Below are 26,485 nucleotides of genomic sequence, written 5' to 3' on the forward strand. Positions count from 1 at the left end.
CAAAAACCGCCGATGCCGGAGCAACCAACTTGGCTGACCTCCAGCAAGCCACCCGGATGGTAACCCCATCCGGGTAATTTTTTGTTCGGATTATTTCTTACGACTGAGAAACGCCATTACGGCTTCGCGCGCCTCGTTCGAGGTGAGCCGCTCGGCAAAGTGCCTGGCTTCCCGTGCTATGCGATCAGCGACGGGTTCAGCAGGCATTCGCATCAGTCTACGTGCAATCTGCATGGCCTGTGGAGGTTTGGCGGCTATTTCTTCAGCAGCCTTTAACACTTCCGTTTCCAGCTCTCCGCTTTCGACAACCTTAAAGACAATGCCGGCTTCAAGGGCTGCCTGTGCATCAAAGCCATGTCCCAGCGCCAATAGTGCGAATGCCTTCTGGTGGCCCATCAATGGCGGTGCAAGTAGGCTGGAAGCTGCTTCCGGCACAAACCCAAGGTCGACAAAGGGCGTCCGGAACAAGGCGTGATTGGTGGCAAATGTTAGGTCGCAATGCAGATGAATAGTCGTGCCGATCCCGATGGCTAAGCCATCAACGCCTGAGACAATCGGCTTCTTCGCACCCGAAAGGGCTGCGAGAAAATCCATGATATCATTACCCATATTGCCGCCAGAGGCGGCAGCCATGAAATCCTGCATGTCGTTGCCGGATGAAAAAGCGCCCGGAACGCCGAGAAACACGTGCACGCGCACGGCGTCGTCTGCATCGCCATCAACAAGCGCCTTGGCCATCGCGGCATACATCGCACGCGTGATGGCGTTCTTCTTGTCAGCCCGGTTAAGCCGGATGATCTGCACGGAACCTTGACGCTCAATCAGAATATGCTCGCTCATGCTCACGCCTCCAGTGCAGATTTGGCGGCGGCGAGACTCGATGCGCCGGTGATGACGGTGTCTTTCAAGGAACTAACTTCCGCCAACATGTTTTCAGCAAAGAACCGACAAAGAGCTGCCCGGCCGTCATCATCGCTGGTCAGAGCTGCACGTGCGAGATACGCACCGCCAACGGTTAGCGACAACAGACGCTGATACGGTGTGGCTCCAGCGAGCGCTTCCTCTGTCCGGCCTTCGCTTGCTGCCTTTTGCAGCCAGTCGGTGGCTACGCGGGCTTCGTCAATAGCAACGGACAGGCGCGTGCCTGTTTCACCAAGTTCAGGACGGTTTGATGCCTTGGCCTTGTCAGCCTCATCCTGCAATTCGGCAAAGAAGCCCGTGATATGTTCGCCATTGCCAATTGGCAATTTGCGTAGCACGAGGTCGATAGCTTGAATGCCGTTTGTGCCTTCATAGATTGGAGTAATGCGGGCATCGCGCAGTAGCTGCGCCGCACCCGTTTCTTCAATGAAGCCCATACCGCCATGGATTTGCACACCAAGCGAGGCCACATCAACACCGACATCGGTTGCAAAGCTTTTGGCCAAAGGCGTGAGAAGGCCAGCACGGTCCGACCAGAATTGCGCGACTGCCCCCTCGGTCGCATGACTCATGTCAATTGCGTGAGCGCAGGAATAAGTGATGGAGCGGGCAACTTGCGTCAACGCCTTCATGGTGAGCAGCATGCGCTGCACATCGGGGTGCTTGATGATCGGGCTCATGCCCTGCTTGGGATCAGCACCAACAGCACGGCCTTGTTTGCGTTCCTTGGCGTAGTTCAATGCTTGCTGATAGGCAGCTTCCGCTACGCCAACGCCCTGAATACCAACCAGGAGACGCGCATTGTTCATCATAGTGAACATGCAGGCGAGACCGCGATTTTCTTCGCCAATCAGATAGCCAACTGCTCCGGGTTCTTCCCCCTTCGCAAAGCCGTCACCATAGATCATAGTGCAGGTAGGGGAGGCGTGAATCCCCATTTTGTGTTCAAGGCCTGAGCAGAAAAGATCATTACGGCGGCCAAGCGAACCATCTTCATTGACGAGGAACTTCGGCACAAGAAACAGCGAAATGCCCTTCGTGCCAGCAGGGGCATCGGGCAGGCGTGCCAGCATCAGATGCACGATATTGTCGGTCAGGTCATGCTCACCGTAAGTGATGAAAATCTTTTGGCCAAAGATGCGATAGCTGCCATCATCGCTCCGCTCTGCGCGCGCGCGCAAAGCACCGAGATCAGAGCCAGCTTGCGGCTCGGTCAGGTTCATTGTGCCCATCCACTCGCCGGTGATGAGCTTTTCGAGATAGATGTCTTTGAGCTCTTTTGATGCGTGCTTCTCCAGCGCTTCAACCGCACCCATGGTGAGTGTGGGAGCGATGGCAAAAGCCAGTGTGCCGGAGTTCCACATTTCGCTGACCGCCACCGACATCATTGTCGGCAGGCCCTGACCGCCATATTCCGGCGTGCCAGTTAGCGAGTTCCAACCTCCTGCAATCCAGTCGGCATAAAGCTCTTTCCAGCCTGGAGCAGTGGTGACAACGCCATCTTTCAACGTGGCGCCATGTTTGTCGCCAGGGATACGAAGCGGCTCGACGCGCTCGGCGGCAAACTTGCCAGCCTCTTCCAGAATAGCTTCCGCCAAATCGGCAGAAAATTCAGGAAAACGACTATCCTCTATAGCTTTTTCGAGGCCTGCGACCTTCATAAGCGTATGGGAAATTTCAGAAACCGGCGCGCGATACATCTTTCCTCCTAAAAACCTTTTCCTCAAAAGGCTCCGAATTGCCCGTAAATCTCTGGCAATCCGTTCAGCCTGATGGCTGGTCATGAGTAAGAGCTATCGGCTTATTACGTAAACGTCAATATTCACACGATGAAGTTATTGATAGTTTCAAGAGTGGCTGTGATGTTATTCAGCTTGGTCGCGGTTGAGGCGCGCCGCACGTAGCCGCGCTGTCTTTGCATCTACGGCATCGCGTTCGCCCTGTAGAATGGCTTTAGCGGCCTTGTCGGTCGTCGCGTTCTTCGCTTCCATTCTCGAAGGATTGGACTTGAAGAGCGTATCTTTGGTCAGTTGTTCTTTTTCGTTATCTGACATGGACGGTTCTCCAATAGTTGCTGTATCACAGCTTCTCTATATTTGACTGCGCCACTTTCCGTTGCTCAACGCCTTACATCATATCGGATCGAAGGTGATGCTAAGCGGCAAATTTGAGCTGTTAGAGCGACCTTTGTACGCCCGCTAGGGCGCAAGGCGCCTAACAAATACAGCAGTAAAAAATAAAAAAGGCCGGGCAATACCCGACCTTCATATTGTCTCAACGATCAGTGCCAGTACATCCGTGGTCAAAGGTCGGAGACAAATCTCTTGGCTCTATTATCTGGGCGAAGCTGTTTAGAACCTCGCCCAAAAAATATTAGAGAGCCTGCAGGTTTTCAGCTGCATTCTTGCCCGAACGACGGTCTGCGACCACGTCGAAGCTAACCTTCTGGCCTTCGTTCAGCGAATGCATGCCCGAACGCTCAACAGCAGAGATGTGTACGAACACGTCTACGCCGCCGTCATCAGGCTGAATGAAGCCGAAGCCCTTGGTTGAATTAAAGAATTTTACTGTTCCGTTTGCCATGTTGAATTCCTTTCAAATCGCACGGTTAATATATAATGGATCGAAATCCATCGCCGAATTTCACGAGTTTGAAAGAAATACCGGGTGGCGAAATCGCGCCGCAACATTCGAAAACAAAATCGATGCCCGATATATATGCGGCATTCGTGGCATTTACAAGACACTTTTCCAAAAATCATAAAAATACTATTATCAATATAAAATAGTGCGAACTGAATATTACGAAAGAACGTTGCAACTATATAATTTTCGAGCCTAACGGATGACGATCCGTAAACCGCAACCAGAACAATGGCATATGGGAATTCCGCCGTTTAACGAAATTTTCTTGGTCTTCATTTAGAATATAAGCATGTTCAAAGGGACCGTTATATGACGCTCGTACCGTATTTTCTGACTGTTAATCTGACGGTTTCGTGCGTTTTTATCCTGACATTCGCTTTCGTTGCCATTCAGGAACGGAATTACTCTGCCCCGCGCTGGTTCACGCTTGCGTCGATATCTGCAGCGCTTGTCGCAATCTCCGGTTACTGGATTCCGCTTGCTGCCAATCCACGGGTGCTCGTGCCCGTTTCATTTGCGCTTCTGATGGCTACCTTTCTCGCGATAATTATTGGCTTGCAAAGCATCTACAGGCAGAAGATTGATTGGAAGCTCATTGGTGGGTTCTTCGTCGCTGCCATTGTGTGTAATGTTTTGATCTACGATCTGCCGCGGACATCTTTCCTGCATCGTTTTCTCTATCAGCTACCACTTTGCCTCGTTCAGCTTCTGATGATCCGGGTGATCTATCGCTCTGGAATGCTGCGGCTGGTTGATAAACTGATGATAGCGCTCGCGATCTTCAGTTGCCTCCATTATCTGTCGAAAGCCTTGCTCATTGCCTCGCCAGGCTCTGACATGCGCCCCGAGGATGAGGTTAATACGCTCCATGTGCTTGTCTCGCTCTCGATAGGCGTGTTCGTTCAGGTCGCGCGGGGACTGCTTCTGCTGCTAAGCACGGTTTCGCATATGGTGGGGGAGGCGAGCGAGCAGTCAGAAGTCGATGAATTATCGCAGATTTATAATCGCCGCGGCTTTGATCGCCATGTTTCGCGGGTGCTGGTGCGCAAGGGCGCGCGTATTCGCTATTCGGTGATCATGAGCGATCTGGATTTCTTTAAACGCGTCAATGATACCTATGGGCACGATGGTGGCGACCGGGTTATCGCAGCCTTTGGCAAATTGCTCAAATCACAATTGCCCCGATCAGCCGTGGCAGCACGCATGGGTGGAGAAGAGTTTGTGGTCTTCATTCCGGATAGTGATATGACAGTTGCTGAAGCCCTGGCGCAAAGCCTGCGCCAGGCATTATGTGAACTGCGCTTCGAAGGAAAATCCCCTGATTGGGGTCCAACTGCGAGCTTTGGTGTGGCAGAGCAGGTCGAGGACGAAGGTCTTTATGAAACAATGCGTCGCGCCGATGCCGCGCTCTACCAAGCCAAAAAGGCAGGACGCAACCGTGTTCATATAGCCTGAACTACTTGCCCGAGCGTTCGCGCTCGACGGCTCTCCAGCCGATGTCTGAGCGGTAGAACCCCTCCGGCCAGTCGATCTTCTTCACGGCATCATAGGCATTGGCCTGTGCTTTCGCGACAGTTTCGGCAATCGCTGTAACGTTGAGTACGCGCCCGCCATTCGCAATGAGTTCGCCGTCTTTTTCTGCAGTGCCTGCATGGAAAACCTTTAGGCCCTCAATGCCCTCGAGCTTGTCAAGGCCGCGAATGGTGCTGCCCTTTTTCACGTTGGTCGGATAGCCTTCTGCAGCCATGACGATTGTAAGCGCGGGCTGGTCTTTCCATTCAAGCGACACTTGATCAAGCCTGCCGTCAACGGCAGCATTGATGAGGTCGAGCAGGTCACTTTCAAGGCGCATCATCAGTACCTGACATTCAGGATCACCGAAGCGGGTGTTGTACTCAATGAGCTTGGGGCCATCTTTGCAAATCATCAGCCCCAAGAAGAGTACGCCGGAGAATGGCGCTCCGATTTCTGCCATGCCGCGCATGGTCGGCTCGATGAGCTCGCGCATGGTACGCTCAACGATTTCGGGCGTCATTACAGGGGCAGGAGCATAGGCTCCCATGCCGCCGGTGTTTACGCCCGTATCGCCGTCGCCGACGCGCTTGTGATCTTGTGCTGAGCCGAGTGACAGTGCCGTCTTGCCATCGCAAATGCAGAAGAAGCTTGCTTCCTCGCCATCGAGGAACTCTTCAACGACGACTTCGGCACCGGCTGAACCAAACGCGCCTTCAAAGCAGGCGTCGACTGCGTCGAGCGCTTCATCGAGTGTCATGGCAACAACTACGCCCTTGCCGGCAGCCAAGCCGTCCGCTTTGACAACGATAGGTGCGCCCATTTCTCGGATATAGGCTTTGGCTTTTGGCGCATTGTTGAAGCGACCATAGGCACCGGTCGGGATATCAAAGCGCGCGCAGAGGTCTTTGGTAAAGCCCTTGGAGCCTTCAAGCTGAGCTGCAAGCTTCGATGGTCCGAAGACGCGAATGCCCGCCGTAGTCAAATCGTCGGCAAGGCCCGCTACGAGCGGCGCTTCAGGTCCCACGACGACAAGATCAATAGCTTTTTCCTTGGCAAAGGCGATGACTGCTGCGTGGTCGGTTACATCAAGTGCTGCAAGTTCTGCATATTCGGCAATGCCAGGATTGCCAGGCGCGCAATAGAGCTTTTCGAGCTTCGCAGAAGCGGCAAGTTTCCATGCCAGTGCGTGCTCGCGGCCACCAGAACCGATCAACAGAACTTTCATGCCTTGCTCCCTGCGCGTGAGATAAGTAAATAGCCACTTAGAGCGCCGTGCGTCCTCTTGGGCGCACAAAGGACACTCTAAACTAATGAATCTACGCATCGTGCTTTCCAAAAATCCATTCCGATTTTTGGGCCGATGCTGTAGTTACTTCGCGTCTCTATTGCCCATCGCGCGTGCGAGCAAGGGCAGTGCCGCAATTTTTCGATAAAAAGCGGACTGGTGGTCTGTTTTCGACATTTGTATCCCTCGGTTACAAGCATTGGGCAAATATCGGAATCAAAGGACCAGTAGCGAGTTTATATATCTAGTGGATTTTTCGAATTTGACGTTTGAAACTGTGTTCCAATCAGCCGGAATTCAAGCGCCAAATTCAAATCCCTAGACCGTCGCAGTTTCAGGAAAGCAGGCAGTCATGCAGCATTTAGAGGCAAAGTCGGATGTCCAGTCGCGGGAAAACCGCGGACGGGTAAAGGACGCGCCATCAGGCCATTGGGTTTATCGTATTTTGCCACCCTGGCTCTGGCCTTATGCACAGCTTGCGCGTTGGGACCGGCCAATCGGCTGGCAGCTTCTGTTGTGGCCATGTTGGTGGTCGGCAGCACTTGTTGCAGGGGCCGGCGCACAACCGGGCGATGGCGCATGGGCAGTTATGCCGTCGCCGTGGCATCTGGTACTGTTCTTTATTGGAGCTGTGGCTATGCGCGGTGCTGGCTGCACCTATAATGACCTTGCCGATCAGGACATCGACGATAAGGTCGACCGCACCCGGTCGCGGCCACTGCCGTCAGGGCAAGTGACGCGCAAACAGGCCAAGCTGTTTCTGGTCTTGCAGGCTCTGGTTGGTCTGGTCGTTGTGTTGCAGTTCAACTGGTTCTCTATCGGGCTTGGAGTTGGCTCGCTGCTGATCGTCGCGGCCTATCCCTTCATGAAGCGTTTTACCAATTGGCCACAACTGGTACTTGGGCTTGCCTTCTCATGGGGTGCGCTGATGGGCTGGGCGGCAGTCGAAGGTTCGCTCGCGCTTCCACCTGTGCTGCTTTATATCGGCGCGATTCTGTGGGTGATCGGCTATGACACCATTTATGCACATCAGGACAAGGAAGATGATGCGTTGGTCGGTGTTGGCTCGACTGCGCGCCTTTTCGGAAAGCATACCAAGACGGCGCTCATGGTGCTTTATGGTGGTGCGATCGGGTTTTTCGCGGCAGCTTTTGCAGTGGCTCAGGTACCAATGCCCGCGCTGGCAGGTCTGCTTGCCGCAGGTGCACATCTTTATCGCCAGATCATCGTGCTCGATATCGATAATCCGGACCAGTGCCTGAGATTGTTCAAATCGAACAACATCGTCGGGCTTATTATTTTCTTAGGTCTTGTACTTGGAAGCCTCTGGGTCGCGGTCAAGCCGCTGGTCTAGAAGGTCAAAAAGGCCACCGAAACGGTGGCCTTTTTGTTGTTCGACTATGGATAGAGCCTGTCCTTGTTCCAGTCGCCTTCCGGCGTGGGTCGCGTGAACAACACGCGATCATGCAGACGGAATGGACGGTCATGCCAGAACTCAATGGAAGTTGGGCGAATGCGGAAACCAGACCAATGAGCAGGGCGAGGGATTTCGCCAATTGCATATCGGGCCGTATATTCAGCAACAGCCTTTTCCAGTGCAAAGCGGCTTTCAAGCGGACGCGACTGCTTGGATGCCCAGGCACCGATGCGGCTACCACGCGGGCGTGAGGCATAATAAATATCGGCTTCTGCGTCGCTAACCTTTTCTACAGGGCCGCGCACTCGCACCTGACGGCGCAGCGACTTCCAATGAAAGCACATTGCAGCTTTTTCGGCAGACAGGATTTCCTGTCCCTTTGCGCTCTCATAATTGGTGTAAAAGACGAAGCCGTGCTCATCGAAATCCTTGAGCAACACCATGCGCACATTGGGCAGCCCATCTGGATCGACAGTGGCCAGAGCCAGTGCGTTCGGATCGTTCGGTTCGCTCTTGGTTGCATCATTGAGCCATTCAGCGAAGAGGTTGAACGGTTCTGAGCTTTGGGTGAAGTCGTCGGTGGCGCTGGTCATTTGTTTGTTTCGCAGTTCTGATGGAAGGCATGTTCGCTTGTTTGCGGTTAGGAACCTCGTCCAATTCGTAAGCTTTGTCCATGCCCGCTTGTTGCGGCAGATTACACAAGCATGTTTTGCGCGCGGAGCCAGTTTTCAAACCAGATCGGCCACTCTGCCGTCGGAGTGCCAGGGCGACCCATGCCAAAACCGTGGCCACCTGATGCGATTGCGTGAAATTCCACCGCTACGCCTGCTTGCTCACAAGCCTGCTGCATGATGCGACTGTTGGCCGGATTTGAAATGGGGTCGTCATCGGCCTGTGTGAGAAAGATCGGAGGGCAATCTTTGCCCACATGGCTCTCGACCGACCATTGCTTCACTGCTTCATCTGTGGGGTGTTTCCCCACGAGTGAGCGTCGTGTTGAGGTGTGGTCATAGGGCACTGCGAGCGTGATGACGGGATAAATGAGTGCCGCAACATCTGGCCGTGCGGATTGTACATCGATGCTGTCGATGGGCTGGTAAGACGGAAAAGCCGAGCGCGTGGCGTTGAGGCCCATCAGATGGCCACCTGCTGAAAAGCCAAGCGCGCCGATCTTGTTTGGATCGATACTCCAGTTTGAAGCTTGCGCACGTACAACACGAAAAGCACGTTGCGCATCTTGTAGTGATGCAAGCGGTCCATTCGTCCAGCCCTCAATCGGCAAGCGATAGGTCAGCAGAAAAGCATAGATGCCTCTTTCTGCAAGCCAGCGAGCGGCAGGATCGGACTCTTTGCCTTCCTCGATGCGCTTATATCCGCCGCCCCCTGCAAGGATCATCGCTGCACCGTTTGGACGTTTGGGCGCCAAAACCTCAAGACTTGGCGCGGCAATGTTAGTGATTGCGCCTTTTGCACTGATTTGCTGAGAACCACTGGGGCCGCCACCACCGGGCGGGAAGGCTGGCCAGAGCGGAATCCGGGTGCTTTGTGCCCTTGCGGACAAAACAGGCATGTTTAGCGCGGTGGCCAAAACTGCACCACCAATCAGTAACCCACGACGGGAAATCACATATTCCTCCCCGGTTCGATATTCGTGCAATCTGAAAATCCAAACATGGCAGATTTAAAGCGTATCCCGAAAAGTGTGAAACGGGTTCGGCTTCGATGCCCGTTAAACACCATTAGATCAAATCGCATTTCAGTTGTTTGCATGCCGGGAAACAGCTTGAACGAAGGAAGCTGTGCCCGCCAGTTTTATACCGTTGTCCTTTGGTATTGATTTGTTTACCTTGCCCGCGAACCGCTTGTTAACTCCATATCCCCCATATTCGCTACATCTTTAGGGTGTATTTAAGGGAAGACCGTTGGCTGCTTTATCCGCTCGCCGCGAAAAATATGACGACTCTGCAGTTTTAAGCGTGGCGCTTCTACGCCATGCAGCTCTTGCTATGGTTGTGATGTCATTGGCTGGTTGCGCCATGGGCGGGTTCAGTATCGAAAAAGCGGTGCCTGATTCTTCGACGATCACCGGTTCAGTAAAGCCAGCCCAAAAGGTTGAAACAGATACCGGCAAGCTTTCGGATCAGTCTACGATTAAGAGTGTCGTCTCTGCGCTTGATTTCACCCAATGGGGTAAAAAGCCGGTGCCTTGGGCCAATCCCGATACCGGCAGTCAGGGAACGATCACTACGATTGCCGAGACAAAATCCGATGATGGCCTATGTCGGAAGTTTGAAACTTCGCGCGAAGCATTTGACGGCGTTTCCATTTATCGTGGTGAGACGTGCATGCAGCGCGGCGGCCAGTGGACCCTGACTTCTTTTGCACCAATTTAAGCTTTCTGGGAAACAGTCCTCTATAACTCTGGAAGTTTCTGAGCTTAGTGCGCATATTATGGCAAACTGAGTCTAAAGACTGAGATTACAGTCATTTTTCCTGAATGAGGACTTTTATGCGCGATCCCTATAGCGTATTGGGCGTCGCCAAAACGGCGAAGCCCGAAGAAATAAAATCGGCTTTTCGCAAGCTGGCCAAAAAACACCATCCGGATCAGAACCAGGATGACCCAAAGGCGCAGGAGCGTTTTTCGGAGATTAATCAGGCTTACGAGATTGTTGGCGACAAAGACAAGCGTGGCCAATTTGATCGAGGCGAAATTGATGCCGAAGGCAAGCCAGCCTTTCAGGGGTTCGGTGGGCAGGGTTTCGGCGGGCAGGGCGGTTTTGGTGGTGCCGGTGGCGATCCGTTCGCCGGTTTTCGCCAGCGTGGCGGGAGCGGCAATTTTGAATTTCGTGGTGCCGGTGGTGGTCAGCAAGGCGGCTTTGGCGGTGCGGAAGACATATTGAACGATCTGTTCGGCGGTGCTTTTGGCGGCGGTGCTCGCGGTGGTGCACGTCAGCAGCGCGGACCCGTCAAGGGCAGTGATCTTGCTGCGTCTATCAACATCACGCTTGAACAGGCAGCTGGTGCCGACAAGGTTGAAGCCGTATTTCCGAACGGTAAACATCTGAAGATCAAGCTGCCGCAGTTTGTTGAGGATGGTCAGACCATCCGGCTTAAAGGGCAAGGCGAACACATTGTGGGCGGCACGCCGGGCGATGCTTTGGTGACGATCCACTTCAAGCCGAGCACGCGCTTCAAACTTGAAGGCCGCGATGTGCACGTTGATCTTCCTGTCGAGCTTGCCGATGCGGTTCTTGGAGGCAAAGCGGAAGTGGATACGCTCAATGGCCGCATAGCCGTCAAGGTTCCTGCATGGTCCAGTTCCGACAAGGTACTGCGGCTGAAAGGCAAAGGTTTGCCGCTCAAGGCCGGTGGCCATGGCGATCTTTATGTTCACGTCCGTATTATGCTGCCGGAAGGCGGTGACACGGAGCTGGAAGAGTTTTTGCGCAAGCGCAAGACTGACTAAACGGCACCGGGGCTGGAAGCGGTTACTGCATTCAGCCCCGGAAACCATCTATGCTGGCACATTTCCCACCCGCAGCCGATGCACGAGCACAACTGTGCTGTGCGATAAAATCACAATACCCGGCTTTTTACGCGCAATTGCTTGAAGCCTGTGCAAGCCTGTGCGATAGGGCATCTAGTTGATTATATTTCAATGAGGACCCTTAATGACCGCAAAGTCTGGTTTGTTGCAGGGCAAGCGCGGATTGATTCTGGGCGTAGCCAACAACCGTTCCATCGCCTGGGGTATTGCCAAGGCCGCTCGTGAAGCTGGAGCGGAACTTGCATTCACCTATCAGGGTGATGCGTTGAAGAAACGCGTCGAGCCACTGGCTGAAGAATTGGACGCTTTCGTCGCTGGACATTGCGATGTCTCTGACGGTGCAAGCATTGATGCTGTTTTTGAAGCACTTGAAAAGAAGTGGGGCAAGCTCGACTTCGTCGTGCACGCGATTGGTTTCTCCGACAAGGATGAACTGACTGGCCGTTACGTCGACACAAGCGAAGCCAATTTCCAGAACACGATGCTGATTTCAGTCTATTCGCTTACGGCAATTTCGCGCCGTGCAGAAAAGCTGATGGCTGAGGGCGGTTCTATTCTGACGTTGACCTATTACGGTGCTGAAAAAGTTATGCCGAACTACAACGTCATGGGCGTTGCAAAGGCAGCACTTGAAGCAAGCGTAAAGTATCTCGCAGTCGATCTTGGACCACAGAACATTCGCGTCAACGCGATTTCTGCTGGCCCGATCAAGACGCTGGCTGCATCCGGCATTGGTGACTTCCGTTATATTCTCAAGTGGAATGAATATAATGCGCCGCTGCGCCGTACCGTGACCATCGATGAAGTAGGCGACGTTGGTCTCTACTTCCTCTCCGACCTGTCTCGCTCGGTTACCGGCGAAGTACATCATGCCGACAGTGGTTATCACGTCATTGGCATGAAGGCGGTCGATGCGCCGGATATCTCGGTCGTCAAGGACTGAGCCAGATAATACCAAATCCCGAAAAGTTGACCGACTTTTCGGGATTTTTCTTATGTCTTTCCCGTGCGGGAAGGCTATCGAGAAAGAGCACATGCGCAACACTGCGCATCAAACGATGAAATCAAGCGGCAGATAGAGGTAGGGTTTTGGCTCGGGAGATCATCTACTTTTCGCGTCACGGTGAAACCGACTGGAATGTTTCGCAGCGCATACAGGGGCAGCTCGATATTGATATCAACGCCCATGGCCGTACGCAGGCTGATCGCAACGGCGATGTGCTGAAATCGCTTATCGGCAATGGGGCAGGTTACGATTTCGTGGCAAGCCCGCTGCGCCGTACGCGCGAAACTATGGAGCGTATTCGTTTGCGCATGGGGCTCGACCCATACGACTTCCGCACCGATCCACAACTGATGGAAGTGAATTTCGGCGACTGGCAAGGCTTCATGATGGAAGACATTGCCAAGGAAAGCGTCGATCTCGTTGAAGCCCGTGCCCGCGATAAATGGAATTTCATCCCACCGGGAGATACTGCCGAAAGCTACATGCGGCTTTCACAGCGGATTGGTCGCTGGGTTGAGGCCGTGGAATGGCCAACCGTTTGCGTGACGCACGGCGGCTGTATCCGCACCTTGTTCTATCTCTATGGCGATATGGATGGTCACGCCGCCGCAAATCTCTCCATTCCGCAGGATAAGATTCTGAAGTTTGAAAACGGCAAGCTTGAGTGGGTTTAAAAAGCCGGGTAACTTTTTAGGTCTGTGAAGAGGCGTTGTAATACCCGCGCTGAAAGCTCACCTTGCGAGAATAGTATGCTCTTCAAACGCTTTGCAGTTATTGCTGATATTCACGGCAACAGCGATGCGCTGGCAGCTGTACTCGCTGATATCGATGCGTTGCGTATCGAAACCATTATCAATCTAGGTGACCATCTGAGCGGGCCGCTCGCAGCCCGTGAGACGGCGGATATGCTGATGGCGCGCGCGATGATCTCCATTCGTGGCAATCATGACCGCTGGTTGGTCGAAAAGTCTATCGCCGAGATGGGGCCATCGGATCGCGTTGCTTTTGAGCAACTCGAAGAGCCGCATCTTGCTTGGCTGCGCAATTTGCCCGCAACCCTAACACTCGCGGACGGGCGAATTTTTATCTGTCATGGTACGCCGACGAGCGACATGACTTATTGGCTAGAAACGGTCAAACGAACCGGCGATGTCGTTCTGCGTGGTCGTGATGAAATCGAAGCGGAGGCAGAAGATGTTGCCGCTTCGCTTATCCTCTGCGGTCATACGCATACGCCGCGCGTGGTGCGTTTGAGTGACGGTCGCCAGATCGTCAATCCAGGAAGTGTGGGGTGTCCCGGCTATTTTGATGATCAACCGGTGCCGCATATTGTCGAGACAGGAACACCGAATGCCTCCTATGCCATTATCGAAGATGGTGCTCTGGGATGGCAGGTCACGTTCCGTAGTATTCCTTATGATACCACACGTATGATCACGCTTGCCGAGCAAGCGAATAGGGAGGAATGGGCACAGGTCATCCGCAGCGGGTGGATTCGGAAGGCATAGGGTCGTAGGTCATAAAACGCCTTTATTGCCATTTGGCAAAAATATGCTATCTTTCCGCCATAAGGAAGGTGAGCGATGGAACTTCAACCAATCAGCATAACGCCCGCAGGCGGTCTGACAAGCGTGATCACTGACGAGGAAGCGGGCGCACTTGCACGCACCACGGTCAACTTGCTCAAAGCTTGGAAGCTGTCGGACACGGAAGCCTGTACGCTCTTGGGCGATATGTCAGCGCGCACATGGGCTCGTTGGAAAGAAGGTACTATCGGTCGCATTGATCGCGATTTGCGGATGCGGATGGCGCATCTTATGGGCATTCACAAAGGCCTGCGTTATCTGTTTCGTGATGCTGCGCGCGGCTACGCCTGGATCAGAAAGCCCAATGCCGCTTTTGGCGGGCTTTCGGCGCTTGATCTCATGCTGCGTGGTGAAATTTCCGATCTTGCTGCCCTTCGCGACTGGCTAAATGCGGAGCGCGGCGCATGGTAAGTGAGCTGGCTGTAAAGCGCCAAGTTCACTGGCCGCAGACTTATCGCATCATCCGCTCCATCCATCCCCCCATTGATCTGTTTGAAGATATCGCCGATCCCCGCGATTGGGAGGCTCTGGCTTCAGTTGAAGAAAAGACCAATCCGCGTATTCGTTTCGAGATTGGCGATCTTGGAAAAGTGCCTGCCGACCGGCGAGTAGCGGGCCACGGCGCATCTTACGTGATGGCGCCGTTCGTGCATTGCTCCACGCAGCGACCCGGTCGCTTTAGCGACGGAAGCTACGGTATTTATTATGCTGCGGACCGTGAAAATGTGGCGGTTGCTGAAACCATCCACCATCATGAAAAATTCATGCGCGCAACAAATGAAGAGCCCGGATGGACTTCAGACTTTCGGGCGCTGATTGGGAGTGTCGATCGGGAACTCGATGATGTGAGCAAGGTGCCGGACGTGCTTGATCCGGTCGATTATACGGCTTCGCATGTCGAGGGGCGAGAACTGCGCGCTCAGGGAAGTCAGGGACTTCTCTGGCCGAGCGTGCGGATGCGCGGTGGCTTTTGCATCGGGATTTTCTGGCCGAATGTTATAACGATTCCCGTCCAGGGGAGGCATTACAGCTATCACTGGAACGGAACCCGCGTCGATTTTGTTCGCCAACACGACACGGGTATTGTGCTTGAGGTGAAATGATATTTACGGCGCTTCCTGAATGTCGGTAATGAAGCGGGTATCATCAGCTTCATCATAGAGAATGATGACCTTCATACCTTTGGAAATCGCGGAATAGTCAAACTCACCGGGCAATTTATAGGTTTTGCCATCATCCAGCGTGATAGTTTCTTTGTCTTGATTGATACCAGTGATCTTGCCCTCGACATCATCCGCCATGGCGACGGTCGAGAAAAGCGAGGCAATGATGAAGATCAGTCCCACCACATACTGCATGGCTGTCATCCTCCTTTTGTGTGCCAGTCTGTCCTTTGACTGATTCGACACGAATTGCATTTTGCGCAATCACTTTCCCTCTGGTTGTATAGTCTGACTGTACGGATAGAAAATGGGCAGCGCAATGTGATTATCGACCCCATTTTAGTGGGCGGAATGTGTCAAAAAGAATGCGGTATGTGGATGATCCGAAGGAAATTTTGCGATCTCGATGAACCTATTCCGAGCTATAATTTGACCATGGCTGAAAAGGCCAATAAAACCAGCGCGTATCCTGCCTGAAAAGGCGCATTCCTTAATCGGGCTTAGCAATGTCTCATAACAGTTTTGGTCATCTCTTCTGCGTAACAACCTGGGGCGAAAGCCATGGTCTGGCGCTTGGTTGTGTGGTGGATGGCTGCCCTCCCGGCATCACCTTCACGGAAGCCGAAATCCAAGCCTATCTCGACAAACGTAAGCCCGGCCAGTCGAAGTATACAACCCAGCGCCGCGAACCGGATCAGGTACGCGTGTTGTCTGGCGTTCTGCTTGGCGATGATGGCGTGACCATGACTACCACCGGCACGCCGATTTCGATGATGATCGAAAACACTGATCAGCGTTCCAAGGATTATGGCGATATCGCGCGGCAGTATCGTCCGGGCCATGCCGACTACGCCTATGACGTCAAATATGGCATTCGCGACTTTCGCGGTGGTGGACGTTCCTCTGCGCGTGAAACGGCAGCACGTGTTGCTGCTGGGGCGATTGCTCGAAAAGTTGTTCCAGGTCTTGAGGTGCGCGGCGCGCTGGTCTCGATGGGCATTCACGATATCGACCGCACGCGCTGGAACTGGGATGAAGTCGATAACAATCCGTTCTTCACGCCTGATGCCGGTTCGGTTGAGGTTTTCGCCGATTATCTGGACGGCATTCGCAAGAATGGCTCTTCCATTGGCGCGATTATTGAAATCGTGGCTGAAGGCGTGCCAGCCGGCATCGGCGCGCCGATCTATGGCAAGCTCGATCAGGATATCGCAAGCCTGCTAATGTCGATCAATGCCGTCAAGGGCGTTGAAATCGGTAATGGTTTTGAGGCCGCACGCCTGACCGGTGAAGAAAATGCTGACGAAATGCGTATCGGCAATGACGGACAGCCGATGTTCCTGTCCAATCATGCGGGCGGCGTTCTGGGCGGTATCGCGACGGGCGCGCCAGTTGTTGCGCGTTTTGCGGTCAAGCCGACTTCATCGATCCTCACTCCGCGCAAGTCCATCGATAAGGACGGCAGGGAAGTTGATGTAATGACCAAGGGCCGTCATGATCCTTGCGTGGGTATCCGTGCGGTGCCAATTGGCGAAGCTATGGTCGCCTGCGCAATTGCTGATCATTATTTGCGCCACCGTGGTCAGACAGGCCGCGTGTGACGGGTAAGACCAATACCCCAGGGTGCAACTCATTGGGTATTGATTAAGCCTTTATGGCGACTGAACATTTTCGAGGCGTGATGCGTCAGCATCTTAGCGCCTTGGTATAAAGAGAATAGTTTCAGGAACTGAGGGCCGGTTTTCGACTGAAGCTGTGGTACAACCATTGAGGCTGAAATGAGCTATAATCAGAAACAGGTCGTTGATGCGCTGCGGGCTTTCGAGCGTGGCGAAATCGTTGTGGTCATGGATGATGACGGTCGTGAGAACGAGGGCGATCTGATCGTTGCAGCAGTGCATTGCACGCCGGAAAAGATGGCCTTCATCGTGCGCTATACGTCTGGCATCGTGTGCACGCCTATGCCACGTGAAGAAGCCAAGCGCCTCAATCTTGCGCCAATGGTCGCTGAAAACGAATCCGCTCATACAACTGCATTCACTGTCACGGTTGATTATCGCCATGGCACGACGACCGGCATTTCGGCTGATGACCGCACGCTCACGGTGCGTAATCTGGCAAATCCCAATGCTGGTGCTGCTGATTTTGTACGCCCAGGCCATATTTTCCCGCTCATTGCGCGTGAAGGTGGAGTGCTGATGCGCTCCGGCCATACCGAAGCGGCTGTCGATCTCTGCAAGCTCGCAAATCTGCCACCCATCGGCGTCATTTGCGAACTGATTAATGATGATGGAACTGTCATGCGTGGGCCTGATGTGACGGCTTTTGCTGAACAGCACAAGCTGCATCGCGTGACGGTTGCTGACCTAATCGCCTATCGTCAGCGTAAGGAAACACTCGTCAAGCGGATTGGTGACGCTAAAATAGACACCTGTGCTGGTGAGGCACATGCTTATACTTACGAACTCCCATGGGAGCCTATGCAGCATGTGGCGGTGGTCTTTGGTGACATTCGTGATGGCGAAAATGTGCCCGTCCGCCTGCATCGCGAAGATGTGCTGAGCGATGTGTTTGGAAAAGGTGGCAACAATCTCGACGAGATCATGAAACGTATGGGCAAGGAAGGCCGCGGCGTTATGGTTTATCTGCGTGAAGGCTCGGTTGGTGTGCGTCGTGATCATCGTGATGCGCGTGCACGCGAAGCTCTGCTCGGTGAACATGAAGCCCATGCCGAGGCCGTAGCCCGCGAGGAAGAGTGGCGTCAGATCGGTTTGGGAGCCCAGATTTTGAAGGATCTCGGTATCACTTCGATCGTGCTGTTGGCATCGCGTGAGCGTCACTATGTCGGGCTCGAAGGTTTCGGTATCAACATCGCGCGCACTGAAATCATCTGAATGTCGCGATGCTGTAGCATCAATAGCATAGAGCGATCTTGTGTAGCGCCCAGAAGGGCGCACGGCTCTCTAAAGTGAGTACATGACCACACGGCTTTACTGGCATCCAATCTATCTTGAACATAACGTGCCGCCCGGTCATCCCGAGCGGCCCGATCGCATTCGTGCATTGATGAGCGAGCTGGAAGGGCCGGATTTTTATCGTCTTGATCGTGTGGAAGCGCAAATGGCCTCGGAAGATGCCATTTTGCTCGCGCATCCCGGGAGTTATGTCGAAACGGTCCGGAATGAGATACCGGACCCGATTGACGACGAAGAAGCACCGCAGCCAATCAATAAACTTGGTGTGGATACCTATGTGAGCCCGAAAAGCTGGGAAGCTGCCCTTCTGGCGATTGGTGCCGCGAACGCTGCTGTCGATGATGTTTTTTCCGGGCAGGCGGACAATGTTTTTGTCGCGTCGCGTCCTCCCGGTCATCATGCCGAACTTTCAACAGCAATGGGCTTTTGCCTTTTCAACAATGTTGCTATCGCTGCCCGTCATGCGCAGCGCAATCACGGTGCCGAGCGCGTCGCAATCATCGATTGGGACGTGCATCACGGCAATGGTACACAGGATATTTTCAAAGACGATCCAAGCGTTCTCTACTGCTCGACGCATCAGTTTCCTCTTTTTCCAGGCACGGGCAGGAAAGATGAGGTTGGGGTAGGCAACATAGTCAATGCACCACTTTCGCCCAATACCGGCAGTCGCGAATTTCGTGAGGCATTTAATAGTCGTGTATTGCCAGCTTTGGACAACTTCCGGCCTGATTTGGTCCTTATTTCAGCTGGCTTCGACGCGCATTTCCGCGATCCGCTGGCCGAGATCAATCTCGATGAGGCGGATTTCGATTGGGCGACGGGCAAGCTCATGGAACGTGCAGAACGGTTCTGCAATCACCGACTGGTGAGCGTGCTTGAAGGTGGATATGATCTTGAGGGCTTGTCGCAGTCCGCGTCTTCTCATATTACGCGGCTGTTGAAAGGATAAACAATGGTAACCGAACCGTCCAACACCGACATTGCAGTTATGAGCTTCGAGGACGCCTTGAAGCAGCTTGAGAAGATCGTCGATGATCTGGAGCGGGGCGACGTGCCGCTGGAAGAATCTATCCGCATCTATGAGCGCGGCGAAGCGTTGAAGAAGCATTGCGACACGCTACTGAAATCAGCTGAAGACAAGGTCGAGAAAATCCGCATCGGTCGCGATGGTCAGCCTGCTGGCACTGAACCGCTGGACGCTGAATAATTAAAACATTGCCTTGAGTTGAGCGGCGTAGGGCGCAAGCACGCCGCTCAGAAGATAGGGGCCAAGTCCCCACACAAGCGTCCACCCGGCAGCACCCACCACATTGGCGCATAAAAAATGCAGCGGATTCATTTTCACGGACCCTGCAACAATGCCGTTTAATTGCCTTAGAAGTACGACGAAGCGCGCCGTTGCGACCACGTAGATACCTTTGCTCTCAAACATCTTCTCGAACTTGTCGAACCGTTCGGGCGTAAGCTTCACATAATTTCCGTAGCGAAGGATGAGCGCTCTTCCACCAAAGCGTCCAATGGCATAGCCGGTGCAGTCGCCTAAGACTGCGCCAACAAATACGGCCAGAATAACGATTTCGATATTCAGCGTGCCATGAAGAGCCAGAAGAGAACTAGCGATAAGAGCGCTTTCGCCGGGAAGCGGTGCGCCGAAAGATTCAAAATAGACAATAATAAAAAGTGCCAGCGCGCCGTAGGCGGTGATGTAGGGCTCGATGAAGCTCATCATTAAAAGGTGGCACTTTCAGAAGACAAGATATGAAAAGGCTCCGGCGCGAACCGGAGCCAGCATATATAAATGGTTTTTTCAGCCGATGGAACGCTTGCCGGTGATCTTGTGGTAAGCCCACAAAACTATAATTGAACCGATAATGGCGATAATCAGACTGATTGGATCGAAGGCGCCAGTGACGCCGCGACCGAAAAGAGATGAAGAAAGAACGCCGCCAACGATTGCCCCGACAATGCCTAGCGCAATGTCGAAGAACAGTCCCTGGCCGCTTTTATTGACAATCTTGCTGCCGATGAAGCCGGCGATCAGACCTAGAATAATCCAGCTTATAACAGACATCTAATATCTCCTATTGCGCAAATAAGTTTTTGCATCAGGCAGTTAGAAAATTTTCACAATAGTTTCGATTTGGCAAGGTATAATGCTTGTCAAAAGCAGAAACTTATTTCACCTTAACTTATCGCATGTGAGAAAATCACAGCGTCCAACAGGGAGTATCGCGTGATGGGAAGCTATGACGACAATTCCAAGAATTCGCCGATCCCCGGCGGCAGCCTTGCCAAGCCGGTTCTGATTGCACTCGGTGCGCTTCTGGTCGGCAAGATGCTGAAAGGGCACAGCGAGGAGCCTGAACAACCTGCGTCCATCCCAGACCAGTCCGCACCCCAGCAGGCAGATAGCGGCGGTGGTCTACTCGGCGGTATTCTAGGTGGCCTTGGTGGCTTGCTTGGTGGAACGCTTGCAAGTGGCGGGGCATCCTCTGCGCCTGCGGCACCCGGTCCGCTCGGTGGTGGTCTTGGTGGCTTGCTCGACCAGCTGAAACAGGCAGGTCTTGGGGAAAAAGTGGATTCCTGGGTAGGGCAGGGTAACAATCACCAGATTGAGCCGGGCCAGCTAGGCGATGCACTTGGTCAGAAGACACTGAGCGAAATCGCGGCCCACGCCGGCATTGACCAGCAGGAACTGCTCAATCAGCTCTCGCAGGTTCTTCCGGGACTAGTGGACAAGCTGACGACCAACGGTCAGGTGCCTGATACGAACGAATTGTCGCGACTATTGCACAATCGTTAAAGCATTTCCCGCAAAAGCGGGAACCGGCATTGCGTATGGAAATGCGCCAAAGCAAATAATTAGAGCGGTTTCAATGATTCAATCTTAACTGGAACCGCTCTAAGGGCTATCATATTCGACATGACGGCAGCACCGGCGCTCTCCGCTGGTGCATTTTTATTTGGTAGCGGCTTCATGAGTTTCTTTCCATGCCCTGATCCGGTTCTTTGCGACAAGACCACCGTGGATGCCATCGAAACGCTGGTTATCCCGCGGACGAGCGATATTGGCGGGCTGGAGGTGCGGCGTGCGCTTCCCACGGTTCGCCGTCGTCTTGTCGGGCCGTTCATCTTTTTTGACCGAATGGGACCGGCGGTTCTGCGGGATGGCGATGCACTTGATGTTCGTCCACATCCACATATCGGCCTTTCGACCGTGACTTATCTTTTTGATGGCCATATCCGGCATCGTGATAGCCTTGGCACCGAAATGGTGATCCAGCCCGGTGATGTGAACCTGATGACGGCGGGGAGGGGGATTGTCCATTCTGAACGCTCGCCTGAAGAAGAGCGTAGCGGTCCGCTATCGATTTCGGGTGTGCAGACATGGCTTGCCCTGCCGGAGCAGTTTGAAGAAATCAACCCGGAATTCTTCCACACCAACGCGCCGGATTTGCCGCTGATGGAGGATCGTGAGTTCAAAGGGCGTCTAATCATTGGTTCGATACATGGCGTTAACTCGCCGGTGATCCAACACGCTGAAACGCTCTATGCGGATATTGAAGTGCTACCGGGTGGGCGGTTCCATATTCCACCCACCACAGAAGAACGCGCAATTTATACACTGCGTGGCAATGTTGGCATTGGTGGCGAGGTGTTTCCGCCTGACCGTCTGCTGGCATTTCGACCGGGCGATGATATTATCGTGCGAGCCGGGCCGGAAGGCGCACATTTCATGCTTTTTGGCGGTGCGGCCCTCGGCTCCAAGCGTTATATCTGGTGGAATTTCGTGTCGTCTTCCAAAGAACGCATTGAACAGGCAAAAGAAGAATGGCGCACGGGCCGCTTCGATATAGTGCCCGGTGACGAAGACGAATTCGTACCTTTGCCTGAATGATTTTGCATCCCGTTGCATAGGACACGATGTCCCGCCCTGCTTGATCTGAGGCTCGATACTGTTATACCGACCACGCTTGGAGCGCCGATCAGATTAAACCAGATCAAAACGCGCTTTAAACACCTAACCGGATAGATAGGGTAAGTAATGTCCCGACCCATAACCCCGTTGCTCGACAAGGCACCCACGCCGGATGCTTTGCGTGCATTGCCGGAAGCGGACCTGCCGCAGCTTGCGCAGGAATTGCGCGCCGAGATGATCGATGCCGTTTCCACAACAGGCGGGCATCTGGGCGCAGGTTTGGGTGTGGTTGAACTTACTGTAGCGTTGCATCATGTCTTCGACACGCCGCATGATCGTATCATCTGGGACGTCGGTCATCAGACCTATCCGCATAAGATTCTGACGGGCCGCCGGGACCGTATTCGCACATTGCGTCAGGAAGGCGGGCTTTCCGGCTTCACCAAACGCGCCGAGAGTGAATACGATCCGTTTGGCGCGGCACACTCTTCCACGTCTATTTCTGCGGGCCTTGGCATGGCCGTTGCCGCCGATCTTTCTGGCGAAAAGCGCAATGTGATTGCGGTAATCGGCGACGGTTCCATGTCGGCTGGTATGGCTTACGAAGCGATGAACAATGCCGGTGCGCTCGATGCGCGCCTTATCGTCATCCTCAACGACAACGATATGTCGATTGCGCCGCCAACCGGTGCGATGAGCGCTTATCTGGCGCGCCTTGTTTCTGGAAAAACCTATCGCAGCGTGCGTGAAGCCGCCAAGCAGATTGCTAAGAAGCTACCGAAATTTTTGCAGGACAAAGCCCGTAAATCGGAAGAATTCACGCGTGCCTTCTTTACCGGCGGTACGATGTTTGAAGAACTGGGCTTTTATTATGTCGGTCCCATCGACGGGCATAATCTCGATCACCTGCTGCCGATCCTGAAAAATGTTCGTGATGCGCAGGAAGGCCCTGTGCTGATCCATGTGGTCACGCAAAAGGGTAAGGGCTATGCGCCTGCAGAGGCTGCTGCCGATAAATATCACGGCGTCAACAAGTTCGACGTCATCACCGGCAAGCAGTCGAAGCCGCCTGCAAATGCGCCAAGCTATACCAAGATTTTCGGCACCAGCCTGATCGAAGAAGCGCGTCACGACGACAAGATCGTCGCGGTCACGGCTGCGATGCCAACCGGCACGGGGCTGGACCTTTTCGGCGAAGTGTTTCCAAAGCGCACTTTCGATGTGGGTATTGCTGAACAGCATGCTGTAACGTTTGCCGCTGGCCTGGCCTCAGAAGGTTATAAGCCGTTCTGCGCGATCTATTCGACCTTCCTTCAGCGCGGCTATGATCAGGTCGTGCACGATGTGTCGATCCAGAACCTGCCTGTGCGCTTCCCGATTGACCGCGCTGGGCTGGTCGGTGCCGATGGTCCAACCCATGCCGGTTCCTTCGATACTGGCTTCCTCGCAGCCCTTCCGGGCTTCGTGGTGATGGCTGCATCTGACGAGGCGGAATTGCGTCATATGGTGCGCACGGCTGCTGATTACGACGAAGGCCCAATCTCTTTCCGTTATCCGCGTGGCGATGGCGTCGGCGTCGAACTGCCGGAGCGCGGCTCTCCTCTTGAAATCGGCAAAGGCCGCATTGTGCGTGAAGGCTCGAAGGTTGCACTTCTTTCCTTTGGCACGCGTTTGCAGGAGTGCCTGAGCGCCGCTGATGAATTGGGCGCTGCTGGTCTTTCGACCACTGTTGCTGATGCGCGTTTTGCCAAGCCGCTGGATCATGATCTGATCCGCCGTCTTGCGCGCGAACATGAAGTGCTGGTGACTGTTGAGGAAGGGGCTGCTGGTGGGTTCGCGGCGCATGTCCTGCAATTCCTTGCAACCGATGGTCTGCTGGATCGCGGCCTCAAAGTTCGTGTCCTGACGCTGCCTGATGTTTATCAGGATCATGCCAAGCCGGAAGTCATGTATGCCAATGCTGGTCTCGACCGGGCAGGCATTGTGAATACGGTTTTTGCAGCACTCGGTCGCGAAGAGCTGACCGCGTCGTTCCGTGCCTGATATCTCGTCTGATAAAAGCTTGCGGCTTGACCAGTTGCTGGTCGAGCTTGGGTTGTTTGCGACGCGCTCACGTGCGCGCGACGCGATCCAGCGAGGTACAGTCTCGGTGGACGGCAAGCCCGTCACCAAGCCGGGCCAGAACGTCGCCCGTACGGCGAAAATCGCAGTCGATGATCCGGCCAGCGGCTATGTTTCTCGCGGCGCACTAAAACTCATAGCAGCGCTTGATTACTTCGATCTTGATGTGAAGGGCCTGACTGCACTCGATATCGGCGCGTCGACCGGTGGTTTTACGCAAGTGCTGCTGGAGCGCGGCGCTGATCACGTGCTTGCCATTGATGTTGGCCACGACCAACTGCATGAGCGCTTGCGCGATGACGCCCGCGTCACCAACAAGGAAGGCGTCAATGCGCGTGCGCTGGACTTCAGCCACCTTGATGGACGTGATATCGGTTGTGTCGTATCGGACGTAAGCTTCATTTCGCTGAAACTCGCTTTGCCCCCGGCATTGGCCTTTGCGCAAAAAGGTGCTATCTGCGCGCTTCTCGTAAAGCCGCAATTTGAAGCTGGCCGCGAGGCGATCGGTAAGGGCGGCATTTTGCGTGACCCGACAGATGGCGAACGCATAGCAGAAGAACTGAGATCATGGCTTGAGACGCAACCCGGTTGGCGCGCGCTCGGTCTTTGCCCATCGCCCATCGAGGGCGGTGACGGCAATCGTGAATATCTATTGGCAGGAAAGAAGGACTAATGACGACGCAAATTACAATCCGCTCGATAGGTGCGGGCGGCGATGGCGTCGCCAATCTTCCCGATGGCCAACTCTTTGTGCCTTTCACACTGCCGGGCGAAGTGGCCAATGTTGCGCGTGACAAGAACCGCGCGACGGTTATGGCCCTGCTCGAAACCTCAGACGAGCGACAGGACCCCGCTTGCCAGCATTTTGAGGATTGCGGCGGCTGCGCCCTGCAACATTGGCAGGATGAGCCTTATCGCGCTTGGAAGCGTGAGCTGGTCGTCTCGGCGCTTAGAGGCAAAGGGCTCGATATTGAAGTGGACCCACTGGTCGCCTGTCAGCCGCGCTCACGTCGCCGTGCGACCTTTGCCGCCCGCAAAACGGAAAAAGGCGTGCTGCTCGGCTTCAATCGCCACCAGAGCCATGAGATTATCGATATTGTTGAATGTGCTGTCACGGTGCCGGAAATCATTGCCCGGCTTGATGATCTGCGCGAAGTGGGCGCACTGATTGCTCCCGGCTCAAAGCCGTTCAAGCTCGCTGCTACTGTAACCGAATCCGGACTTGATCTTGCAGCAAGTGGATGTGGCAAGCTGAGCGATGAGCAGCGCCGTGCACTCACCGCACTTATGATGAAAAAGGACTTCGCGCGACTTTCGCACGAGGGCGAAATCATCGTAGAGCCAAAAAAGCCGGTCATTCATTTTGGCAAGGTTCCGGTTCCTGTTCCGCCTGGCTGCTTCCTGCAGGCAACGGTTGAGGCGGAAGAAGTGATGGTGTCGCTGGTCCTTTCGCATCTAGGCAAAGCAAAGCGTGTTGCAGATCTTTTCTGTGGTGTCGGAACATTTGCATTGCGCATTGCTGAAAAGATTGCGGTCCACGCGATTGAAAACGATGCACCGGCTCTTGCCGCCCTTGATCGCGGCGTGCGCCACGTGCAGGGACTGAAGCCTGTTTCGATCGAACGGCGTGATCTGTTCCGCCGTCCGCTGATGCCAAAGGAATTGCTGCCTTACAATGCCGTGGTCTTTGATCCGCCACGCGCAGGCGCAGAAGAACAAGCACAGGAACTGGCAAAATCGAAGGTTGAGAAGGTTGTCGCGATATCGTGCAATCCTGTAACGCTCGCCCGCGACCTCGCCATTCTGGTGAAGGGCGGCTATCGCATCACCCGCGTCACGCCGATTGACCAGTTTCTCTGGTCATCTCATGTCGAAGCGGTTGTAACGTTGGTAAAGAAGTAATTTTCAATGAAAATGCCGGGCTTTTCAGCCCGGCTTTTTTATAAAATCAGCCTGCTAATTCGTCAAAATTGGCGAGAATAGCCTTCCAGCCCTTGATGTGGCCATCGCGTGAATCAGGGTTGCGGAACTTGACCTGTTTCAGTGTGATTTCTGTTGTATTCGGGTCAACTTCCGTCAAATCGACCGTTACCACACTATCATCCAGCGAATGGGGAGAACCCCAGGTAAACGATAGCCGCGAATGAGGATCAATCTCCAGATATGTACCTGAATGCATCACGTCGCGGTCGACCGTGTGCATCAGAATAGAAAAACGCCCGCCTTTTACCGCATCCGTCTGCACATCCGACGGTTTGGCGCTGTCGGTTGGTACCCGCATGAATTGGGCAAGGGTAGATGGCGAGAGCCATGCATTGAAGACCTTCTCCCGGGGGGCGGCGATCCTGCGATTGACTGTCAGTTCAAGCTCACTCATT

General features: G+C 54.0%; 29 protein-coding genes. 18 read left to right on the top strand and 11 right to left on the bottom strand.

Going from position 1 to position 26,485, the window contains the following annotated elements:
* Positions 1-90 precede the first annotated feature (90 nt).
* The 4 genes from CES85_RS11580 to CES85_RS11595 all read right to left on the bottom strand — a co-directional run bounded on the left by CES85_RS11580 (position 91) and on the right by CES85_RS11595 (position 3,504).
* Positions 91-840 carry a crotonase/enoyl-CoA hydratase family protein gene (locus CES85_RS11580; RefSeq protein WP_095446132.1) on the bottom strand — a complete coding sequence of 250 codons (750 nt, stop codon included), beginning with the start codon at positions 838-840 and terminating at the stop codon, positions 91-93.
* Between the two features lie 2 nt (positions 841-842).
* Positions 843-2,621, bottom strand: a complete 1,779-nt coding sequence (locus CES85_RS11585) for an acyl-CoA dehydrogenase family protein (RefSeq protein WP_095446133.1) — start codon at positions 2,619-2,621, stop codon at positions 843-845.
* A gap of 165 nt (positions 2,622-2,786) precedes the next feature.
* The gene (locus CES85_RS11590) at positions 2,787-2,975 is read right to left on the bottom strand and encodes a hypothetical protein (protein WP_095446134.1); all 189 of its coding nucleotides are present in this window, start codon (positions 2,973-2,975) and stop codon (positions 2,787-2,789) included.
* Positions 2,976-3,294: 319 nt separating this feature from the next.
* Positions 3,295-3,504 carry a cold-shock protein gene (locus CES85_RS11595; RefSeq protein ID WP_024896137.1) on the bottom strand — a complete coding sequence of 70 codons (210 nt, stop codon included), beginning with the start codon at positions 3,502-3,504 and terminating at the stop codon, positions 3,295-3,297.
* A 372-nt stretch (positions 3,505-3,876) separates the two neighbouring features.
* Here CES85_RS11595 and CES85_RS11600 point away from each other — a divergent pair, with 372 nt between their 5' ends.
* Complete coding sequence (locus CES85_RS11600; RefSeq protein ID WP_095446135.1) at positions 3,877-5,022, top strand: GGDEF domain-containing protein; 1,146 nt, start codon at positions 3,877-3,879, stop codon at positions 5,020-5,022.
* A gap of 1 nt (position 5,023) precedes the next feature.
* On the opposite strand, the gene purD is transcribed toward CES85_RS11600, so the two are convergent.
* A complete protein-coding gene (gene purD / locus CES85_RS11605; protein WP_095446136.1) occupies positions 5,024-6,307 on the bottom strand; it encodes a phosphoribosylamine--glycine ligase in 1,284 nt (427 codons plus the stop codon).
* 412 nt (positions 6,308-6,719) lie between these two features.
* Between purD and ubiA the strand changes: the two genes are divergently transcribed.
* Complete coding sequence (gene ubiA, locus CES85_RS11610) at positions 6,720-7,721, top strand: 4-hydroxybenzoate octaprenyltransferase (RefSeq protein WP_095446137.1); 1,002 nt, start codon at positions 6,720-6,722, stop codon at positions 7,719-7,721.
* Between the two features lie 44 nt (positions 7,722-7,765).
* Here ubiA and pdxH read toward each other — a convergent pair whose 3' ends face one another.
* Together pdxH and CES85_RS11620 are read right to left on the bottom strand one after the other, a co-directional pair.
* Entirely contained in the window at positions 7,766-8,377 is a 612-nt protein-coding gene (pdxH, locus tag CES85_RS11615) for a pyridoxamine 5'-phosphate oxidase (RefSeq protein ID WP_095446138.1), read from the bottom strand.
* A gap of 101 nt (positions 8,378-8,478) precedes the next feature.
* Positions 8,479-9,411, bottom strand: coding sequence for an alpha/beta hydrolase (locus tag CES85_RS11620; RefSeq protein WP_095446139.1), 933 nt, complete (start codon positions 9,409-9,411; stop codon positions 8,479-8,481).
* 295 nt (positions 9,412-9,706) lie between these two features.
* On the opposite strand from CES85_RS11620, the gene CES85_RS11625 reads away from it, so the two are divergent.
* The 7 genes from CES85_RS11625 to CES85_RS11655 all read left to right on the top strand — a co-directional run bounded on the left by CES85_RS11625 (position 9,707) and on the right by CES85_RS11655 (position 15,029).
* Positions 9,707-10,177 carry an RT0821/Lpp0805 family surface protein gene (locus tag CES85_RS11625; RefSeq protein ID WP_244923275.1) on the top strand — a complete coding sequence of 157 codons (471 nt, stop codon included), beginning with the start codon at positions 9,707-9,709 and terminating at the stop codon, positions 10,175-10,177.
* Between the two features lie 116 nt (positions 10,178-10,293).
* Positions 10,294-11,253: a DnaJ C-terminal domain-containing protein gene (locus CES85_RS11630; protein WP_095446140.1), complete on the top strand. Its 960-nt coding sequence runs from the start codon at positions 10,294-10,296 to the stop codon at positions 11,251-11,253.
* A 205-nt stretch (positions 11,254-11,458) separates the two neighbouring features.
* Entirely contained in the window at positions 11,459-12,277 is an 819-nt protein-coding gene (gene fabI / locus CES85_RS11635; RefSeq protein WP_095446141.1) for an enoyl-ACP reductase FabI, read from the top strand.
* 146 nt (positions 12,278-12,423) lie between these two features.
* On the top strand, positions 12,424-13,014 hold the full coding sequence (locus tag CES85_RS11640) for a histidine phosphatase family protein (protein ID WP_095446142.1): 591 nt from the start codon (positions 12,424-12,426) through the stop codon (positions 13,012-13,014).
* A gap of 75 nt (positions 13,015-13,089) precedes the next feature.
* The gene (locus CES85_RS11645) at positions 13,090-13,848 is read left to right on the top strand and encodes a metallophosphoesterase family protein (protein WP_095446143.1); all 759 of its coding nucleotides are present in this window, start codon (positions 13,090-13,092) and stop codon (positions 13,846-13,848) included.
* Positions 13,849-13,923: 75 nt separating this feature from the next.
* Entirely contained in the window at positions 13,924-14,337 is a 414-nt protein-coding gene (locus CES85_RS11650) for an MbcA/ParS/Xre antitoxin family protein (protein ID WP_095446144.1), read from the top strand.
* On the top strand, positions 14,331-15,029 hold the full coding sequence (locus CES85_RS11655; protein WP_095446145.1) for an RES family NAD+ phosphorylase: 699 nt from the start codon (positions 14,331-14,333) through the stop codon (positions 15,027-15,029). Before CES85_RS11650 ends, CES85_RS11655 begins: the two co-directional genes overlap by 7 nt.
* A gap of 3 nt (positions 15,030-15,032) precedes the next feature.
* On the opposite strand, the gene CES85_RS11660 is transcribed toward CES85_RS11655, so the two are convergent.
* The gene (locus CES85_RS11660) at positions 15,033-15,284 is read right to left on the bottom strand and encodes a DUF1344 domain-containing protein (RefSeq protein WP_095446146.1); all 252 of its coding nucleotides are present in this window, start codon (positions 15,282-15,284) and stop codon (positions 15,033-15,035) included.
* Positions 15,285-15,595: 311 nt separating this feature from the next.
* On the opposite strand from CES85_RS11660, the gene aroC reads away from it, so the two are divergent.
* The 4 genes from aroC to CES85_RS11680 all read left to right on the top strand — a co-directional run bounded on the left by aroC (position 15,596) and on the right by CES85_RS11680 (position 19,274).
* Positions 15,596-16,690, top strand: a complete 1,095-nt coding sequence (gene aroC / locus CES85_RS11665) for a chorismate synthase (RefSeq protein WP_095446147.1) — start codon at positions 15,596-15,598, stop codon at positions 16,688-16,690.
* A gap of 177 nt (positions 16,691-16,867) precedes the next feature.
* Positions 16,868-17,983: a 3,4-dihydroxy-2-butanone-4-phosphate synthase gene (gene ribB, locus CES85_RS11670; protein ID WP_095446148.1), complete on the top strand. Its 1,116-nt coding sequence runs from the start codon at positions 16,868-16,870 to the stop codon at positions 17,981-17,983.
* Between the two features lie 82 nt (positions 17,984-18,065).
* The gene (locus CES85_RS11675; RefSeq protein WP_095446149.1) at positions 18,066-19,016 is read left to right on the top strand and encodes a histone deacetylase family protein; all 951 of its coding nucleotides are present in this window, start codon (positions 18,066-18,068) and stop codon (positions 19,014-19,016) included.
* A gap of 3 nt (positions 19,017-19,019) precedes the next feature.
* Positions 19,020-19,274, top strand: coding sequence for an exodeoxyribonuclease VII small subunit (locus CES85_RS11680; protein WP_007873761.1), 255 nt, complete (start codon positions 19,020-19,022; stop codon positions 19,272-19,274).
* Here the strand turns inward: CES85_RS11680 and CES85_RS11685 are convergent, their stop codons facing one another.
* Together CES85_RS11685 and CES85_RS11690 are read right to left on the bottom strand one after the other, a co-directional pair.
* On the bottom strand, positions 19,275-19,793 hold the full coding sequence (locus tag CES85_RS11685; protein ID WP_095447848.1) for a DedA family protein: 519 nt from the start codon (positions 19,791-19,793) through the stop codon (positions 19,275-19,277).
* Positions 19,794-19,874: 81 nt separating this feature from the next.
* Complete coding sequence (locus tag CES85_RS11690) at positions 19,875-20,138, bottom strand: GlsB/YeaQ/YmgE family stress response membrane protein (RefSeq protein WP_024896155.1); 264 nt, start codon at positions 20,136-20,138, stop codon at positions 19,875-19,877.
* Between the two features lie 165 nt (positions 20,139-20,303).
* Between CES85_RS11690 and CES85_RS11695 the strand changes: the two genes are divergently transcribed.
* From CES85_RS11695 to CES85_RS11715, 5 genes are all read left to right on the top strand, one after another.
* The gene (locus CES85_RS11695; protein WP_095446150.1) at positions 20,304-20,870 is read left to right on the top strand and encodes a YidB family protein; all 567 of its coding nucleotides are present in this window, start codon (positions 20,304-20,306) and stop codon (positions 20,868-20,870) included.
* Between the two features lie 174 nt (positions 20,871-21,044).
* The gene (locus CES85_RS11700; protein WP_095447849.1) at positions 21,045-21,965 is read left to right on the top strand and encodes a pirin family protein; all 921 of its coding nucleotides are present in this window, start codon (positions 21,045-21,047) and stop codon (positions 21,963-21,965) included.
* Positions 21,966-22,112: 147 nt separating this feature from the next.
* Positions 22,113-24,029, top strand: a complete 1,917-nt coding sequence (gene dxs / locus CES85_RS11705; protein ID WP_095446151.1) for a 1-deoxy-D-xylulose-5-phosphate synthase — start codon at positions 22,113-22,115, stop codon at positions 24,027-24,029.
* On the top strand, positions 24,022-24,780 hold the full coding sequence (locus tag CES85_RS11710; protein ID WP_095446152.1) for a TlyA family RNA methyltransferase: 759 nt from the start codon (positions 24,022-24,024) through the stop codon (positions 24,778-24,780). The genes dxs and CES85_RS11710 overlap by 8 nt, the downstream gene beginning before the upstream one ends.
* On the top strand, positions 24,780-26,009 hold the full coding sequence (locus CES85_RS11715; protein WP_095446153.1) for a class I SAM-dependent RNA methyltransferase: 1,230 nt from the start codon (positions 24,780-24,782) through the stop codon (positions 26,007-26,009). Before CES85_RS11710 ends, CES85_RS11715 begins: the two co-directional genes overlap by 1 nt.
* A 46-nt stretch (positions 26,010-26,055) precedes the next feature.
* Here the strand turns inward: CES85_RS11715 and CES85_RS11720 are convergent, their stop codons facing one another.
* Entirely contained in the window at positions 26,056-26,484 is a 429-nt protein-coding gene (locus CES85_RS11720; RefSeq protein WP_095446154.1) for an SRPBCC family protein, read from the bottom strand.
* Position 26,485: the final 1 nt, after the last annotated feature.

It is taken from the genome of Ochrobactrum quorumnocens (assembly GCF_002278035.1).
Lineage (GTDB): Bacteria > Pseudomonadota > Alphaproteobacteria > Rhizobiales > Rhizobiaceae > Brucella > Brucella quorumnocens.

What these genes read in the sequence shown, in the direction of transcription:
- CES85_RS11650 (WP_095446144.1), top strand. Translation starts at nt 13,924, where the DNA reads ATGGAACTTCAACCAATCAGCATAACGCCCGCAGGCGGTCTGACAAGC.
- CES85_RS11660 (WP_095446146.1), bottom strand. Translation starts at nt 15,284, where the DNA reads ATGCAGTATGTGGTGGGACTGATCTTCATCATTGCCTCGCTTTTCTCG.
- CES85_RS11715 (WP_095446153.1), top strand. Translation starts at nt 24,780, where the DNA reads ATGACGACGCAAATTACAATCCGCTCGATAGGTGCGGGCGGCGATGGC.
- CES85_RS11600 (WP_095446135.1), top strand. Translation starts at nt 3,877, where the DNA reads ATGACGCTCGTACCGTATTTTCTGACTGTTAATCTGACGGTTTCGTGC.
- CES85_RS11685 (WP_095447848.1), bottom strand. Translation starts at nt 19,793, where the DNA reads ATGAGCTTCATCGAGCCCTACATCACCGCCTACGGCGCGCTGGCACTT.
- CES85_RS11695 (WP_095446150.1), top strand. Translation starts at nt 20,304, where the DNA reads ATGGGAAGCTATGACGACAATTCCAAGAATTCGCCGATCCCCGGCGGC.
- CES85_RS11675 (WP_095446149.1), top strand. Translation starts at nt 18,066, where the DNA reads ATGACCACACGGCTTTACTGGCATCCAATCTATCTTGAACATAACGTG.
- pdxH (WP_095446138.1), bottom strand. Translation starts at nt 8,377, where the DNA reads ATGACCAGCGCCACCGACGACTTCACCCAAAGCTCAGAACCGTTCAAC.
- CES85_RS11700 (WP_095447849.1), top strand. Translation starts at nt 21,045, where the DNA reads ATGAGTTTCTTTCCATGCCCTGATCCGGTTCTTTGCGACAAGACCACC.
- CES85_RS11590 (WP_095446134.1), bottom strand. Translation starts at nt 2,975, where the DNA reads ATGTCAGATAACGAAAAAGAACAACTGACCAAAGATACGCTCTTCAAG.
- ribB (WP_095446148.1), top strand. Translation starts at nt 16,868, where the DNA reads ATGAGCTATAATCAGAAACAGGTCGTTGATGCGCTGCGGGCTTTCGAG.
- CES85_RS11595 (WP_024896137.1), bottom strand. Translation starts at nt 3,504, where the DNA reads ATGGCAAACGGAACAGTAAAATTCTTTAATTCAACCAAGGGCTTCGGC.
- CES85_RS11585 (WP_095446133.1), bottom strand. Translation starts at nt 2,621, where the DNA reads ATGTATCGCGCGCCGGTTTCTGAAATTTCCCATACGCTTATGAAGGTC.
- CES85_RS11580 (WP_095446132.1), bottom strand. Translation starts at nt 840, where the DNA reads ATGAGCGAGCATATTCTGATTGAGCGTCAAGGTTCCGTGCAGATCATC.
- CES85_RS11690 (WP_024896155.1), bottom strand. Translation starts at nt 20,138, where the DNA reads ATGTCTGTTATAAGCTGGATTATTCTAGGTCTGATCGCCGGCTTCATC.
- CES85_RS11680 (WP_007873761.1), top strand. Translation starts at nt 19,020, where the DNA reads ATGGTAACCGAACCGTCCAACACCGACATTGCAGTTATGAGCTTCGAG.
- CES85_RS11645 (WP_095446143.1), top strand. Translation starts at nt 13,090, where the DNA reads ATGCTCTTCAAACGCTTTGCAGTTATTGCTGATATTCACGGCAACAGC.
- CES85_RS11655 (WP_095446145.1), top strand. Translation starts at nt 14,331, where the DNA reads ATGGTAAGTGAGCTGGCTGTAAAGCGCCAAGTTCACTGGCCGCAGACT.
- CES85_RS11720 (WP_095446154.1), bottom strand. Translation starts at nt 26,484, where the DNA reads ATGAGTGAGCTTGAACTGACAGTCAATCGCAGGATCGCCGCCCCCCGG.
- fabI (WP_095446141.1), top strand. Translation starts at nt 11,459, where the DNA reads ATGACCGCAAAGTCTGGTTTGTTGCAGGGCAAGCGCGGATTGATTCTG.
- dxs (WP_095446151.1), top strand. Translation starts at nt 22,113, where the DNA reads ATGTCCCGACCCATAACCCCGTTGCTCGACAAGGCACCCACGCCGGAT.
- CES85_RS11630 (WP_095446140.1), top strand. Translation starts at nt 10,294, where the DNA reads ATGCGCGATCCCTATAGCGTATTGGGCGTCGCCAAAACGGCGAAGCCC.
- aroC (WP_095446147.1), top strand. Translation starts at nt 15,596, where the DNA reads ATGTCTCATAACAGTTTTGGTCATCTCTTCTGCGTAACAACCTGGGGC.
- purD (WP_095446136.1), bottom strand. Translation starts at nt 6,307, where the DNA reads ATGAAAGTTCTGTTGATCGGTTCTGGTGGCCGCGAGCACGCACTGGCA.
- ubiA (WP_095446137.1), top strand. Translation starts at nt 6,720, where the DNA reads ATGCAGCATTTAGAGGCAAAGTCGGATGTCCAGTCGCGGGAAAACCGC.